At 63.7% G+C, this 14,668-nt stretch carries 15 protein-coding genes; 4 read left to right on the top strand and 11 right to left on the bottom strand.

Annotated elements, in window-relative coordinates; genetic code table 11:
• Nucleotides 1-56: 56 nt before the first annotated feature.
• From KO516_RS02120 to clpB, 5 genes are all read right to left on the bottom strand, one after another.
• A complete protein-coding gene (locus KO516_RS02120; protein ID WP_216002161.1) occupies nt 57-497 on the bottom strand; it encodes a DUF302 domain-containing protein in 441 nt (146 codons plus the stop codon).
• Nucleotides 498-505: 8 nt separating this feature from the next.
• Nucleotides 506-1,120 (bottom strand): protein-methionine-sulfoxide reductase heme-binding subunit MsrQ, encoded by a 615-nt coding sequence (msrQ, locus tag KO516_RS02115; RefSeq protein ID WP_216002160.1) that lies wholly within the window; start codon nt 1,118-1,120, stop codon nt 506-508.
• Nucleotides 1,120-2,019, bottom strand: coding sequence for a protein-methionine-sulfoxide reductase catalytic subunit MsrP (msrP, locus tag KO516_RS02110; protein ID WP_216002159.1), 900 nt, complete (start codon nt 2,017-2,019; stop codon nt 1,120-1,122). The genes msrQ and msrP overlap by 1 nt, the downstream gene beginning before the upstream one ends.
• A gap of 81 nt (nt 2,020-2,100) precedes the next feature.
• Complete coding sequence (locus tag KO516_RS02105) at nt 2,101-3,603, bottom strand: FMN-binding glutamate synthase family protein (RefSeq protein WP_216002158.1); 1,503 nt, start codon at nt 3,601-3,603, stop codon at nt 2,101-2,103.
• Between the two features lie 263 nt (nt 3,604-3,866).
• A complete protein-coding gene (gene clpB / locus KO516_RS02100) occupies nt 3,867-6,479 on the bottom strand; it encodes an ATP-dependent chaperone ClpB (RefSeq protein WP_216002157.1) in 2,613 nt (870 codons plus the stop codon).
• A gap of 205 nt (nt 6,480-6,684) precedes the next feature.
• On the opposite strand from clpB, the gene KO516_RS02095 reads away from it, so the two are divergent.
• Both KO516_RS02095 and pyrF read left to right on the top strand, forming a co-directional pair.
• Nucleotides 6,685-6,954, top strand: a complete 270-nt coding sequence (locus KO516_RS02095) for a hypothetical protein (protein WP_216002156.1) — start codon at nt 6,685-6,687, stop codon at nt 6,952-6,954.
• A 112-nt stretch (nt 6,955-7,066) separates the two neighbouring features.
• On the top strand, nt 7,067-7,795 hold the full coding sequence (pyrF, locus tag KO516_RS02090; RefSeq protein WP_216002155.1) for an orotidine-5'-phosphate decarboxylase: 729 nt from the start codon (nt 7,067-7,069) through the stop codon (nt 7,793-7,795).
• On the opposite strand, the gene KO516_RS02085 is transcribed toward pyrF, so the two are convergent.
• Together KO516_RS02085 and KO516_RS02080 are read right to left on the bottom strand one after the other, a co-directional pair.
• Nucleotides 7,796-8,059 carry an NfeD family protein gene (locus tag KO516_RS02085; protein ID WP_216002154.1) on the bottom strand — a complete coding sequence of 88 codons (264 nt, stop codon included), beginning with the start codon at nt 8,057-8,059 and terminating at the stop codon, nt 7,796-7,798.
• Complete coding sequence (locus KO516_RS02080) at nt 8,056-8,952, bottom strand: SPFH domain-containing protein (protein ID WP_216002153.1); 897 nt, start codon at nt 8,950-8,952, stop codon at nt 8,056-8,058. Before KO516_RS02080 ends, KO516_RS02085 begins: the two co-directional genes overlap by 4 nt.
• Nucleotides 8,953-9,072: 120 nt before the next feature.
• On the opposite strand from KO516_RS02080, the gene KO516_RS02075 reads away from it, so the two are divergent.
• Entirely contained in the window at nt 9,073-9,384 is a 312-nt protein-coding gene (locus KO516_RS02075) for a hypothetical protein (RefSeq protein ID WP_216002152.1), read from the top strand.
• On the opposite strand, the gene KO516_RS02070 is transcribed toward KO516_RS02075, so the two are convergent.
• Nucleotides 9,381-9,770 (bottom strand): NUDIX hydrolase, encoded by a 390-nt coding sequence (locus KO516_RS02070; protein ID WP_216002151.1) that lies wholly within the window; start codon nt 9,768-9,770, stop codon nt 9,381-9,383. The two genes, KO516_RS02075 and KO516_RS02070, sit on opposite strands and share 4 nt — an antisense overlap.
• 67 nt (nt 9,771-9,837) lie before the next feature.
• Here KO516_RS02070 and KO516_RS02065 point away from each other — a divergent pair, with 67 nt between their 5' ends.
• Nucleotides 9,838-11,091: a DNA polymerase IV gene (locus KO516_RS02065; RefSeq protein WP_216002150.1), complete on the top strand. Its 1,254-nt coding sequence runs from the start codon at nt 9,838-9,840 to the stop codon at nt 11,089-11,091.
• 36 nt (nt 11,092-11,127) lie between these two features.
• Here the strand turns inward: KO516_RS02065 and KO516_RS02060 are convergent, their stop codons facing one another.
• The 3 genes from KO516_RS02060 to mutL form a co-directional block, all read right to left on the bottom strand.
• Complete coding sequence (locus KO516_RS02060) at nt 11,128-11,457, bottom strand: DUF3775 domain-containing protein (RefSeq protein ID WP_216002149.1); 330 nt, start codon at nt 11,455-11,457, stop codon at nt 11,128-11,130.
• A gap of 157 nt (nt 11,458-11,614) precedes the next feature.
• A complete protein-coding gene (locus KO516_RS02055; protein ID WP_252737351.1) occupies nt 11,615-12,733 on the bottom strand; it encodes a DNA recombination protein RmuC in 1,119 nt (372 codons plus the stop codon).
• A complete protein-coding gene (gene mutL / locus KO516_RS02050; RefSeq protein WP_216002147.1) occupies nt 12,733-14,568 on the bottom strand; it encodes a DNA mismatch repair endonuclease MutL in 1,836 nt (611 codons plus the stop codon). The genes KO516_RS02055 and mutL overlap by 1 nt, the downstream gene beginning before the upstream one ends.
• Between the last annotated feature and the right edge of the window lie 100 nt (nt 14,569-14,668).

The raw sequence follows: 14,668 nt of genomic DNA, 5'->3' as shown, positions 1-14,668 counted from the left end.
AAAAGGGTGAGACCATCGGCAATCGCCCTTTTCTGGTCGTCCGGATCGGGGCAGCCCTATTCCGCGGCGACGCTGGTCAGTTTGTTCAGGGCGCCTGCCATGGGATTCGTCACGGCCTCGGGCAAAGCCGTGCCCGACAGATCCGCCAGCCGCGCGGCCGGTGCCTCATAAGACAGGTGGACCGCGCCCTCGCTGTCCTCGTAGACCAGAACATGCAGTGGCAGCGCCAGACCAAGGGCCCGATCCGCCAGCATCGCGGGCGTTCCGACCTTGGGGTTGCCAAAGATCACCAACTGCGACGCTCCGATATCTTCGCCCACTTTCTGGGCACCTGCCCCGTGATCGACACGCGCAAACACCGTAGCACCGGCGTTTTCGATTGCGGCGACCAAGGCGTCAGCAGCCTCGGTCACCGACTTTTCGGTCGGAACCGACACGACCTCGGCGGTGGCGGCAGTCGAAAGCAGGGTCAGCGCGACCAGAGCTTGCTTGAACATGATGTCTCCTATCCCGATGCGCGCAGAAACGGCACGCGTTGAAGGGGCAGTCGCAGCGCCAAAAGCACCACGACGATCCCCATGTAGATCAAAGGCTCGATCTGAAAGCCCTTCACCAGCATGACAAAGTGCAGCGCGCCAAGAAGCGCCGCCGCATAGGCAAGGCGGTGCAACTTGCGCCACCTCTTGGCCCCCAACTTGCGGATCGACAGGTTGTTCGACGTGACCGCCAGCGGAAACAGCAGCGCAAACGCGCCCATGCCCACAGTGATATAGGGGCGTTTCAGGATATCGGCCCAGATTTGCGACACGATCCCGACATCCAGCACCAGCCAGACCAAAAGATGCAGCACGACGTAAAAGAAGGCGATCAGCCCGATGGCGCGACGATAGCGCATCAGGTTCACCCCGGCAAAGCGGCGCAACGGCGTGATGCACAACCCAGCGATCAGCATCTTCAGCGCCAATTGCCCCAGCTCGTGTTCCAGCGCACTGATGGGTTCGACCCCAAGACCGCCGGTCAGCCCCTGATACAGGAACCACGCCGGCGGCAGCACCGAAATCGCATACAACGGCCACGCCGGAATGCGTCGCGTGGCCGCGTTGATCCGGTCGGCAATCATCAGTGATTCACCGTCAGGTCCATACCTTCGTACAACGAGGCAACCTCGTCATAGCCGTTGAACATCAGCGTGTCCTTGCGCTTGGCAAACAGGCCCCCGCCGATGCCGCGTTCGGTGGCCTGTGACCAGCGCGGATGATCGACCTGCGGATTGACGTTGGAGTAAAAACCGTACTCGTTGGGGTTGGCCTTGTTCCACGAGGTCGGCGGCTGCGTGTCGGTCAGTGTGATCCGTACGATGGATTTGATCGACTTGTAGCCATATTTCCACGGGACCACGAGCCGCAGCGGCGCGCCGTTCTGGCGGGGAATGTCACGGCCATAGATGCCCGTCGCCATGATGGTCAGCGGGTGCATCGCCTCGTCGAGCCGCAGACCTTCGACATAGGGCCAGTCGAGCACGTTGTAACGCACCCCCGGCATCTCGTCCGGGCGCAGCACGGTTTCGAAGGCGACGTATTTCGCACCAGATTTCACCCCGGCCATCGTCAGCAGGTCTGCCAGTTCGAACCCTGTCCACGGCACCACCATCGACCACGCCTCGACACAGCGGAAACGGTAGATGCGCTCTTCGAGGGTCATCTTCGACAGGATGTCATCGAAACCATACTCGCCGGGCTTGTCCACCATGCCGTCGATCTTCACCGACCACGGCGAGATCGTCAGATCCCCGGCGTAACGCGCGGGGTCGTCCTTGCCGGTGCCGAATTCATAGTAATTGTTGTAGCTGGTGATCTCTTCGTAGCTGTTCGGCTCCAGCCCCTCGGCGGCGCCTGCGCGGCCCGCAAGCCCTGCAACGGCCATGCCGCCAAGCCCGGCCATGATCTGGCGCCGGTTCAGCCAGAGCCGCTCTTCGGTGACGTCGTTCCGTGTCAGAGTGTTGGTCCAGCGATGCGCCATGATGTCTTCCGTCCGTTATCCATTCCCTGTCATATACGGGAGCGTGGGTTATTTTGTTTCACCAAGCAAAGCACAGGGCGCTCACAAAGCGGTGTTCTCGGGGGCAGGCTGATAGCTTGGGCGGATCTTGTTGAACGGGATCGAGCTGCCGTCGGCCTGAACGATCCGCACATGACGGCGCCGCATCTGGCGCGGTTCCGACACGCCGACCGAATGGGCGATGGTCTCGACCTCCTTGATCACCGCGCGCGCGTAATTGGCGACCTTGAGATACTTGTCTTCGACCACCAGCCCCTTTTGCAGGCGCGGGTCATGGGTGGTGATGCCGGTCGGGCAGGTGTTGCGATTGCATTTCAGCGCCTGAATGCAGCCCATCGAGAACATGAAGCCCCGCGCCGAAGTCACGAAATCGGCACCAAGGCAGATTGCCCAGGCCACATCCGCCGGGTTCACCAGCTTGGCAGAGGCGATGATGCGGATGCGATCCTTGAGCCCGTAGCGGTCGCGCAGATCGACGATGCGGGGCAGCGATTCCCGGATCGGCATGCCGACAAGGTCGATCAGTGGCATGGGGGCCGCGCCGGTGCCGCCTTCGCCGCCGTCGATGGCAATGAAATCGGGGGCGCTTTCGGGGCCACGTTCGACGATCTTGCGGAACAGCTCTTCCCACGCATCGGACGAGCCGATCACCGTCTTGAAGCCCACAGGCTTGCCAGAAACCTCGCGGATGTGGTGAATCATGTCGAGCAGATCGTCGAAATCGTCGATCTCGGGGTGACGGTTGGGGGAAATCCCCGCCTGCCCGACCTTGAGGCCCCGAATCTGCGCCACCTCTTCATTGACCTTCTCGCCCGGAAGGATGCCGCCCTTGCCGGGCTTGGCCCCCTGCGCCAGCTTCAGCTCGAACATCTTGATGTTGGGGTTCTTCGACACCTCGCGCAGCTTGTCGTCGGATATGGTGCCATGCTCATCGCGCAGGCCGAATTTCGCAGTGCCGATCTGGAACACCAGATCGCAAGCTGCGGTCTCATGGTAGGGCGCAAGGCCGCCCTCGCCGGTGTTGAGCCAGATGCCCGCTTCATACGCGCCCCGGCTCAACGCCTGAACCGCGGGTTTCGAGATCGCACCATAGCTCATCCCCGAGATGTTGAAGATCGACTTCGCCAGATAGGGCTCGGGCGCGTGCGGGCCGATGATCATCGGTTCGGTCATGGCAAACTGATCGTCGATCGGCGGAAACACCGCGTTGGCAAAGATCGGTGTGCCGGGGATGTTCAGGTTGCGGGTCGAGCCGAAGGCAACGGTGTTATCCTTGCCCTTGGTGGCGTGATAGACCCAGTCGCGCTGCGCCCGGTTGAACGGCATCTCTTCGCGGTCCATCGCAAAGAAATACTGCCGGAAGAACTCGCCCATCTTGGTGAAGAGACCGCGAAAGCGCCCGATCACCGGATAGTTGCGCCGGATTGCATCCCCCGACTGAAGCGTGTCGACGATGTAAAACACTACGGCGACAAGCACCGCGAGTCCGATCAATGCCACGAACAGCAGCGCCAGCACATTCAAAGCATACATCGCGGCGCCCATGGGTCACCTCCTCACATTTTCATTCACATCCTTCGGACCGGGCACGTCGCCCGCCGTAAGGGATGGGTGTGACAGTGACCGCCCTTGCCGCGAACGGCAAGCTTCGCAGAAGCGGGCAGGAAGAGAGAATGACCTTCGGGCCATTTGCCGTGCCTGTGATTGGCGCAGTGGCGGCGCTGGTGGCCTCGAGGCAAGCCGGGAGAACATGCGAAACGCCCGGCCCCCTGTGAGAGGGCCGGGCGCTCAGCGTCTTGCAGTGGCGATCAATGAACGACCGCGTCATCCGGTCTGGGCCGATTGCTGGCACCGAGCTTTTCGCCGATGATCAGCCCCTCGGTCCCGGCGGTTACCGGAATGGTGTCGCCATCGCGGATGTCGCCGCCCAGCAGCATCTCGGCCAGCGGGTCCTGAAGCGCCCGCTGGATCACCCGCTTGAGCGGGCGCGCCCCGAACACCGGATCGTAGCCCTCGCCGGCAAGCCATGCCTTGGCGCCCTCGTCGAGGGACAGCGTGACCTTGCGCGCCGCCAGACGTTTCAGCAGGCGGGCCAGCTGGATGTCGACGATACCGCCCATATCCTGCCGCTTGAGACGGTCGAAGATGATCGTCTCGTCGAGCCGGTTGAGGAATTCGGGGCGGAAATGTGCCCGCACCGCATCCATCACATCGTGCTTTGCAACCGAACTGTCGGCCTCTTCTGGAAGCTGGCTCAGCGCCTGCGATCCAAGGTTCGACGTCAGGATGATCAGCGTCTGCTTGAAATCCACGGTGCGGCCCTGACCATCGGTCAGCACGCCATCATCGAGCACCTGAAGCAAGACGTTGAACACGTCCGGATGGGCCTTTTCGACCTCGTCGAACAGCACCACCTGATAGGGTCTGCGCCGCACGGCTTCGGTCAGTACACCGCCCTCGTCATAACCAACATAGCCCGGAGGCGCGCCGAGCAGCCGCGACACGGCGTGCTTTTCCATGAACTCCGACATGTCGATGCGCACCATGGCGTTGTCATCGTCAAACAGGAATTCGGCCACCGCCTTGGTCAGCTCGGTCTTGCCGACGCCGGTCGGCCCGAGGAACAGGAAGCTGCCCAAGGGGCGGTTCTCGTCGTTCAGACCCGCGCGCGCCCGGCGCACGGCATTGGCCACCGCCCGCACCGCCTGCGACTGGCCGACCACCCGCTTGTGCAGCGCGGCTTCCATGCGCAACAGCTTCTCGCGGTCGCCTTCCAGCATCTTGCTGGTCGGAATGCCGGTCCAGCGTTCGACCACCTCGGCGATCTGCTCGGGGCGCACGGCCTCTTCGACCAGAACATCCCCTTCGGTTTCCGCCTCGGCCAGCTTGCGCTCGGTCTCGGGGATCTTACTGTATTGCAGCTCGCCCGCCCGCGCGAAGTTGCCTTCGCGCTTGGCGATCTCAAGCTCGGCCCGCATCTTGTCGAGCTGTTCCTTCAGATCGCGGGACGAGGCCAGCTTGTCGCGCTCGGCCTGCCATTTCGCGGTCATCTCGGCAGAGCGCTCCTCGACCTCGGCCAGCTCGCGTTCAAGCGTTTCCAGACGATCCTTCGACGCCTGATCGTCTTCGAGCTTCAGCGCCTCGACCTCGATCTGCATCTGCAGGATCTGGCGGTCGATCTGGTCAAGCTCTTCGGGCTTGCTGTCGACCTCCATGCGCAGACGGGAAGCGGCCTCGTCCATCAGGTCAATGGCCTTGTCCGGCAGGAAGCGGTCGGTGATGTAACGGTGCGACAGGGTCGCCGCCGCCACGAGGGCGCTGTCAGAGATCCGCACACCATGGTGCAGTTCGTATTTTTCCTTGATGCCACGCAGGATCGAAACCGTATCTTCGACCGTCGGTTCCTGCACCACGATGGGCTGGAAGCGGCGGGCAAGCGCCGGGTCTTTTTCGACATGCTTGCGGTATTCATCCAACGTGGTCGCGCCGACGCAATGCAATTCGCCCCGTGCCAGCGCCGGTTTCAGCAGGTTCGAGGCATCCATCGCCCCGTCTGCCTTGCCCGCGCCAACCAGCGTGTGCATCTCGTCGATGAACAAAATGACCTCGCCTGCGGCGGATTCGATTTCCTTGAGGATGGATTTCAGACGCTCCTCGAACTCGCCGCGATATTTCGCCCCGGCGATCAGAGCGCCCATATCAAGCGCCAGCAGCCGCTTGTTGCGCAGCGATTCTGGCACGTCGCCGTTGACGATGCGCAGCGCCAGCCCCTCGGCGATGGCGGTTTTACCCACGCCGGGCTCGCCGATCAGGACCGGGTTGTTCTTGGTCCGGCGGCTGAGCACCTGCATCGAGCGGCGGATTTCGTCGTCGCGCCCGATAATCGGGTCAATCTTGCCCTGCTCGGCGGCTTCGGTCAGATCGCGGGCGTATTTCTTCAGCGCTTCATAGCCATCTTCGGCGTTGGCACTGTCGGCGGTACGGCCCTTGCGCAGGTCGTTGATCGCCTCGTTCAGTTTCTGAGGGGTGACCTTCCCGGCCTCCAGCGCGTCCTTTGCACCGGATTTCTCGATGGCGAGCGCGGTCAGGATGCGCTCCACCGGCACGAAGCTGTCGCCCGCCTTCTGGGCAATCTTCTCGGCCTCGCCAAGCACCTTGGCGGTAGCGGAATCAAGATAGGTCTGCCCGGCGTCGCCCGACACTTTGGGAAATTTCGCCAGCCTGGTTTCCAGCACCTGCGCAACGCGCGCCGCGTCACCGCCCGACCGGGTGATCAGGTTGGCAGCAAGCCCCTGATCGTCGTCCAGCAGGGCCTTGAGGATGTGTTCGGGGGCAAGACGCTGATGGCCTTCCCGCATGGCGATGGTTTGTGCAGCCTGTATGAACCCACGCGACCGCTCCGTGAACTTGTCCAAGTTCATCGTGTCTCTCCTTCGTTCAAGCGCCCGTTTCAGGTCGCCGCGCCCGGCAAGGCGGCACACGGCAGGATCGGGCCTCGCTAAGAAAGATGGGCGAAGCACCTGCGCGGTTCAAGATCCGTGATCACAAAATTTGACGGGAATGGTAGCGCGATATTTACCATTTCACGATCAGACTGAGCCTGCGCCTGATGCGGAGAGTGACGCCATGCATATACGTGAAATCGCGTTCGACGGCTTTGACGGGCCAGAGCCCGAAGGGATGAAGCCGGGCACCGTCTCGCTGATCTCTGCAAATGGCCGGATCGAGATTGCTCTGCTTGCCCCGCCCCGCATCTCGCCGTGGAAGGTCGCGCTGCGCCGCCGCATCCTCGCGCAGGCGATTGAAAAGGTGATGCGCATGCCGGAATACCGCGCCGGAGACGAAGAGCTGTCTTTCGACGATGGGCTTTTGTCGACCATCCGGTCCGAACCTTGAGCCAACGGCGGATTTTCCATGCCACGAACTTCCGGCATTCCCCGCACAACGCTTGACCTCCAAGGGTCATCGCCGCAAAGGAAGCGCATCCCATCCCAGACAGGAGCGCCCGATGACCAATGCCCCCGAAGACCGCCTGATCGTTGCGCTTGACGTCGCGAACGCGCTTGAGGCGATGCAACTGGCCGACGGCATCGGCGACGCCGTGTCGTTTTACAAGATCGGTCTCGGGATGCTGACCGGCGGCGGCTTGGCGGTTGCGAATGAGCTCAAGCAGGAACACGGCAAGCGCATCTTTCTGGATATGAAGCTGTTCGACATCGCGCAGACCGTCGAAAACGCTGTGCGCGGGCTTGCCCAGTTCGATCTCGATTTCCTGACCGTGCATGGCGATCCGCATGTGGTGCGCGCCGCCAAGGAAGGCGCCGCCGGCAAGGATCTGAAGATCCTCGCCGTGACCATCCTGACCTCGCTCGACCGCGCCGATCTTGACGACAGCCTGATCCGCGCGGGCGATGTGAAGGATCTGGTGGTCGAACGCGCCGCCAAGGCGTTCGAGGCCGGGGCCGACGGGGTCATCGCCTCTCCGAACGAAGCCGCGCTGATCCGGGCCTTGCCGCAAGCCGAAGGTCGCCTGATCGTCACCCCCGGCGTGCGCCCCGCAGGCAGCGCCGGCGATGACCAGAAGCGGATCGCGACCCCGGCCAGCGCGATTGCCGCCGGGGCGGATCATATCGTCGTCGGCCGCCCGGTCTGGCGCGCGTCCTCGCCGCGCGACGCCGCGCTGGCGATTCAGGCAGAGCTGCAATCGCCGCAGGCACAGCGTCCGAACCGGGGCTGATCAGTCCTCGTTGATGTCGCGATCCCACAGCTTGACCTGGCCCTTGCGCACGCCCAGCAGCTGGCGCAGGGCCACCCAGGCGAGCAGCGAGACCACCGCGAACAGCAGCACCAGCCAAGGCCAGCCCACCGCGTAGCCGATCAGCAACCACAGCCCGACCGCCGCCGCACCGATGGCAAAGCCGAGAAAGATGAACCCCGGCACCACCATTTCAAGCAGCAGCAACACCGCCCCGGCGGCCATCCAGACCCACCACAGCGTCATGGGCGGCCCTTCAGCATGGTGAAGGCGTTGCGAAACGCCTCCAGCGCATCCGCAGGCACAAGGATGGTCTGCCGCCCCTCGCCCTTGGCCAGCGTCGCCAGCGCCTCGACCTGTTTGAGCGCAACCTGATATTGCGCCGCTTCCAGCCCGTTGCGCGAGATCGCCTCGGCCACGACCTGCGTTGCATAGGCTTCGGCCTCCGCCGAAATGCGCCGCGCCTTGGCGACCTGTTCGGCAGCGTATAGCTCTGCATCGGCCGACAGTTCGACGGCGCGTTTCTGGCCTTCGGCCTCGGTCACCTGCGCCCGGCGGGCACGTTCGGCGTTGAGCTGCTGCAACATCGCGTCCCGCGTCGCCTGATCGAGGTTTACGTCAAGAATCTCGGCCCGGGTGACTTCGATGCCCCAGTCATCGACCTGATCTTCGACACTGGTCTTGATGGTCGAAATCAGCGCGGCGCGGTTCGATTGCACCTCGTCCAGCTCCATCTTGCCGATCTCGGCGCGCACGATCCCCGCAACCGTTGTGGCGATGGCCGCGTCGACATCGCGGATCCGGTAAACCGTCTTTTCCGGCTCGAGAATGCGGTAGAAGACCGAGGTCTCGACCTGCACAAGCACGTTATCCGCGGTGATCGCATCCTGGCTTGCAGTGGGCAGTTGCCGTTCAAGGATCGACACCTTGTGCGCCACCCGGTCGAGAAACGGCACGATGAAATTGATGCCCGGCCCCAGCACCGCGCGCAGCCGTCCAAACCGTTCGACCACATGTTTTTCCGACTGGGAAACGATGCGAACCCCAAGGAAGACGCACAGGATCAGCAGCCCGGCCAGCAGCAGCGTCACGATGGTGCCACCTGACAAAAGCTCCAGCAGAATATCGTTCGTGTTCATGATCACCTTCCTTCACGGACCGATCACAGTATGCCCGGATGTCAAGGCCCCGGATAGGCCGCGCAGGAACCTTTCCACCGACGCGGTGTTTTGGTCACGTAACAGGCAGGAGACAGGACGATGGCAAGCAGTCATCCTCACATCGGCAATCTGGTTTACAATGCGGCAGAGGCCCGGTTCGAGGCCTTGGTGACCTTTCACACCGACGAAGGCCGCATTCGCATTCCGTCAAGCAGCGATGCCCCGCTCGACGCATCGCCCGAGCATGTGCGCAAGCAGCTCATATCTGACGCGCTGATCGGGCGGTCCGATCCGGACCGGGTGCGCTCGCGCATGATGCCACGCGCGCCCGAACCATCGTTGCGCAACAGTCGTGGCCGCACTCCACTGGCAGGCGCAATCGAGTGGCTGCGCAGACTGAACGCCGCTTAACGCGACGCCAGATAGCTTTCCAGCATCTGGCGGAAATGCGGGATGGCGTCTTGTCGCGACAGGTAGGTCGCGGGGGCCATAAGCTCCCAGCCGCGCCCCTCATTGCCGAACACGACACGGCTCGCGGCATCACGGGGCAGATGCGCCGCAAAAAACCAGCTTGGACCGTGCTGCTGGCGCCATGCCAGCGCGCTTTCCGGCAAGGTCAGGCCGGTTTCCTCGAAAGTTTCGCGCAGCGCGCATTCCTCGGGGCGTTCTGCCCCTTCGCGCCCACCACCGGGAAAATCGAGACAGTTCGGCCAGGGAATCCCCGCTTTGTCGTCGCGGCGGATAACCAGCAGATCATCGCCAAGAAACAGCATCAGTTTGGCACCGGCATAGCTCATGTCGTGGCGAAACCTCCGTTGATCCGCTATATTCGGAAGGTAAGCATTCCATCCGGAATTTCCACCCATGCCAACGCTCTGCCGAGACTGCCTGACCTGTTTCGATCATGGCACCCGCTGCCCCGCCTGCGGGCGCCCGCGACTCGTGAGCCATGACGAGCTGTGGGATCTGTCGATTGCGCATATGGATTGCGACGCCTTTTATGCCAGCATCGAAAAACGCGACAACCCGGATCTGGCCGACAAGCCGGTGATCATCGGCGGCGGGCGGCGCGGCGTGGTCTCGACCGCCTGCTACGTGGCGCGGATCCGGGGCGTGCGCTCGGCGATGCCGATGTTCAAAGCGCTGCAACTTTGCCCCGACGCGGTGATCGTGAAGCCGCGGATGCAGCTATACGCCGAGGTCTCGCGCCAGATCCGCGCCTTCATGGAAGAGCTGACCCCCGCCATCGAGCCGCTGTCGCTGGACGAGGCATTTCTTGACCTGAGCGGCACCGCCCGTCTGCATGGCGCGCCGCCCGCGGTGGTGCTGGCAAGGCTGGTGCGGCGGATGAAGGCCGAACTGGGCATCACCGGCTCCATCGGGCTGTCGCATAACAAGTTCCTCGCCAAGATCGCTTCGGATCTCGACAAGCCGCACGGGTTCTCGGTGATCGGCAAGGCCGAAACGCAGGCGTTTTTGCGGCCAAGGCCGGTGCGGATGATCTGGGGTGTCGGGCAGGCCACGCAAGAGGCGCTCGACCGCGCTGGCATCCGCAGTTTCGAAGACCTGTTGCGCTGGGACAGGCAGGATCTGTCGGCGCGCTTCGGCAGCATGGGCGACCGGCTCTGGCACCTTGCGCGCGGCGACGACCGGCGGCGCGTGACCCGCGACGCGGCGATCAAGTCGATCTCGAACGAAACCACCTTTCACGAAGATACCGCCGATGCGGATATCCTTGATGGCCACCTGTGGCGCATGTGCGAAAAGGTCTCTGACCGCGCCAAGGCGAAGCGCCTGGCTGGCCGGGTGGTGACGCTGAAGGTGAAGCGGGCGGATTTCAAACTGATCTCGCGGCGGCATGGGCTGGGCGACGCCACGCAGATGGCGGACAGGATTTATCGCACCGCGCGCGCCATGCTGGATCAGGTCGGCCCACGCGGCCCTTACCGGCTGATCGGCGCCGGGATCTCCGAGCTGGTTCCGGCGGATCAATCGGATCGGGTCGGCGATCTGCTTGACCCGAACGCGGCGCGCCGCGCCGAAGCAGAGCGCGCAACGGATGCCATTCGCGCCCGCTTTGGCGAGGACGCCATCATCAAGGGCCGCGCGCTGAGATAGCCCGGCATGAACGGTTTCAGCCTGTCACCGTCAGGCTCAGGCGCCTCTGCGCAGCAATTCGTCTTCTTCGTCCTGCGCATCGTAGCCGAGCGCCTCTAGCCCTGCTTCTAGGTGATCGGCCATGTGCGGCGTGCCGATCAGGTAGTTGGCTGTCGGGGTCGAGGCTTCGGACACGGCGGTCTCGTAGGCTTCGTCCCATTCTGCGGCATCGAAGGCGTCGCGCCCGATCCACATGATGGCGACCAGAGCGGCCTGCTCTTCTTCGGTCATGTTTTCGATGACGCCGCGCAGTTCTCCTTCGCCGCGCTCCAACTCGCGGGCGAGTAGGATCACATGGGCGACCTTCCTGACGCTGATCTGTTCCATGGTGCCCGTCTCCTTAGTCCGGTCAAGCAGGTTGAGCCGATGTTGCGCCCAGCGTCCTTGATCCTGCGCAAGGTTACGACACGGCGGCGCATCTGGCAAAACAACTTGATCGCCGGGTATGAAAGATCGCGTGACGGGAACAAGCCTGTGATCGCGATCAGCGGTGCAAGACGCGCGTTGGCTCTTCGCCTTCGGAAAAATCGAACGCATCGAGCCGCCGCGCCCGGTTCCCCGCCTTTTCCGCAGATATTCGAATTTCCGCCACATCCCGCGCCGCCTGCCCGAAATGCCGGTCAAGGTTGCCGACCCGCGTGCCAAGCCGGTCGACGTCGCTGGCCAGCAGCGCCAGTTCGCGGCGAATCGCACCGGCCTGTTCGCGCATCCGGGCATCCTTGAGCACCCCGCGCAGGGTGTTGAGCACCGCCATGCAGGTCGTCGGCGAAACGATCCAGACCCGCAGGGCAAAGCCTTCGCGCACCACCTCGGGGTGGTTGGCGTGCAACTCGGCGTAGACCGCTTCGGAGGGCAGGAACATCAGGGCGCTATCGGCAGTTTCGCCTTCGACGATATAGCGGGACGCGATGTCGCGCAGATGCTTGCGCACCGACAGGCGGAACGCCTGCGCGGCGCGGGTCTTTTGCTCGCCCATATCGGCGCGCATCAGCGCCTCGTAAGCCTCGAGCGGGAATTTCGCGTCGATGACGATCGGCCCCGGAGGCTGCGGCATATGGATCAGGCAATCGGCCCGGCGCCCGTTCGAAAGCGTCGCCTGAAGCGTGAAGGCATCGGGCGGCAGCGCCTTGCCAACGATATCGTTAAGCTGGATTTCCCCGAAGGCGCCGCGCGTCTGCTTGTTCGACAGGATGTCCTGAAGGGACAAAACGTCGCCCGACAGCCGCGAGATCTTGTCCTGCGCCTTGTCGATGATCTTGAGCCGTTCCTGCAATTCGCCCAGCGAATGCGCGGTGCGCCGGGCACTGCCATGCAGGCTTTCGGACATGCGGCCCTGCACCTCGGCCAGCCGCTTTTCCATCAGTTCCATCATCGCGCCCTGCGACTGCAACTGCGCCTCGGTGACGTGATGAAGCCCACCGGCAAGGCGTTCCTGCCCCTCGCCAAGCGCCTCGACCCGGCGAGCCAGCTGCATCAGCGGGCCAGACAGCCGCGCGGCGCGGTTGGCGGCGCGGATCGACAGCACCATCGCCAGCAGGATCACCGCCAGCACCGCGCCCACCAACAGGCGCGGATCGTTTAGCAAGGTGGACGCATCGCCCATCATGTGCGCCCGAACAACCGCTCGATATCGGAAAGCTTGAGTTCGACATAAGTCGGCCGCCCGTGGTTGCACTGGCCGGAATGGGGCGTTGCCTCCATCTCGCGCAGCAGGGCGTTCATTTCCTCGCCGCGCATCCGGCGGCCCGAGCGGATCGAGCCATGGCAGGCCACCCGCGACAGGATCGCCTCGATCTTTTCCTGAACCAGCTGCGAGGTGCCATAATCGGACAGCTCGTCGAGGATATCGCCCAGCAACGCCTTGGAATTGACCTCGCCAAGGATCGCCGGGGTTTCGCGCACGCAGATCGCGGTGCCGCCAAAGGGCTCGATGCTTAGTCCCATACGCGCCAGATCCTCGGCCACCGCCATCAGGCGATCCAGATCATCGGCGGAAAATTCGACGATATCGGGAATCAACAGCGCCTGTGCCGGAACACCGCGTTCGGCCATCTGCGTTTTCAGTTTCTCGTAGACCAGACGTTCATGCGCGGCATGCTGATCGACGATGACGATACCGTCTTCGGTCTGTGCGATGATGTAATTCTCATGCACCTGCCCGCGGGCGGCGCCAAGCGGCAGCGCCTCGGGGGTCTGATCCGGCTGCGGCTGGGCTTCTTCGACGCGGCCCGAGTAATCATGCGAGAACTCGGCAAAGCCCGCATCGGGCATCGGCGCCTGCGCGCGGTAGGCGCTGCTCAGCGCGCCCTGCGAAGGGCGGTCCATCTGATAGACGCGCGGCGCTTGTGGTTCGGGCCGCATCGCGCCCAGCGTTGCGCCCGCGACGGTGGTCGAGGCGCGGTGCCCGGCCTCGGCCAGCGCATGGCGCAGGCCCGAAACGATCAGCCCGCGCACCACGCCCGGCTCGCGAAAGCGCACCTCGGATTTGGCGGGGTGGACGTTGACGTCGACCAGATGCGGGTCGCAATCGACAAACAGCGCCACCGCGGGATGCCGCTCACGGCTGAGAAAATCCGCATAAGCCCCGCGCAACGCACCGTAGAGCAGCTTGTCCTGCACGGGCCGACCATTGACGAACAGATGCTGCGCCACCGAAGAGCCGCGCGAATAGGTCGGCAGCGCCGCAAGACCGGTCAGGTGAAAGCCGTCGCGCTCGGCGTCGATGCTCAGCGCGTTGTCGGTGAATTCGGCCCCCATGACCTGCGTCATCCGGGCGCGCAGCGCGTCGAACAGATCGCCCGAACAGGGATCGGCGCGGAACGTCACCCGGTCCTTGCCTTCAGACACATCGCGCAGGGTGAAGCCAACCGACGGTTCAGCCATGGCAAGCCGGCGGATGACTTCGGAAATTGCCTGCATCTCGGCCCGGTCGCTGCGCAGGAACTTCAGCCGCGCCGGGGTGGCGTAGAACAGATCGCGCAGCGTCACCACGGTGCCGCCATTCAGCGCGCAGGGCCGGATGCCCCCCGGCTTACCGCCGGCGATGGCAATCTCGGCCCCCTCGGAGCCTTGGGCGCGGCTCTGGATGGTCAACCGCCCGACAGCGCCGAGCGAGGGCAGCGCCTCGCCCCGGAAACCAAAGCTGTGAATGTCGAGCAGGTCGCTGCCGTCGATCTTCGACGTGGCATGGCGCGACAAGGCCAGCGGCAGGTCGTCAGCGGTCATGCCGCAGCCGTCATCGCTGACGCGAATCAGGGTCTTGCCGCCATCGGCGATCTCAATCGCGACGCGCCGTGCCCCGGCGTCGACAGCGTTTTCGACCAACTCCTTGACCGCAGACGCAGGCCTTTCAACCACCTCGCCAGCCGCGATTCGGTTGATCGCGGCCTCGTCAAGCTGTCGGATGGTTGGCCGGATATTGGGGGCATGAGTGTTCATCCCACAACACCTAGCAGGCTATCGGCGATTCTGAAACGGGGCGCGAACAAGGTTTGTTGAACTGTTCCACGTGGAACCAAAGTCTAGATTGCGACGTTAT

The sequence above is a fragment of the Citreicella sp. C3M06 genome (assembly GCF_018860705.1).
In the GTDB taxonomy this organism is placed as follows: domain Bacteria; phylum Pseudomonadota; class Alphaproteobacteria; order Rhodobacterales; family Rhodobacteraceae; genus Salipiger.
The sequence above is the reverse complement of the archived record's forward strand: the minus strand, read 5'-3'. Positions and strand labels throughout refer to the sequence as shown.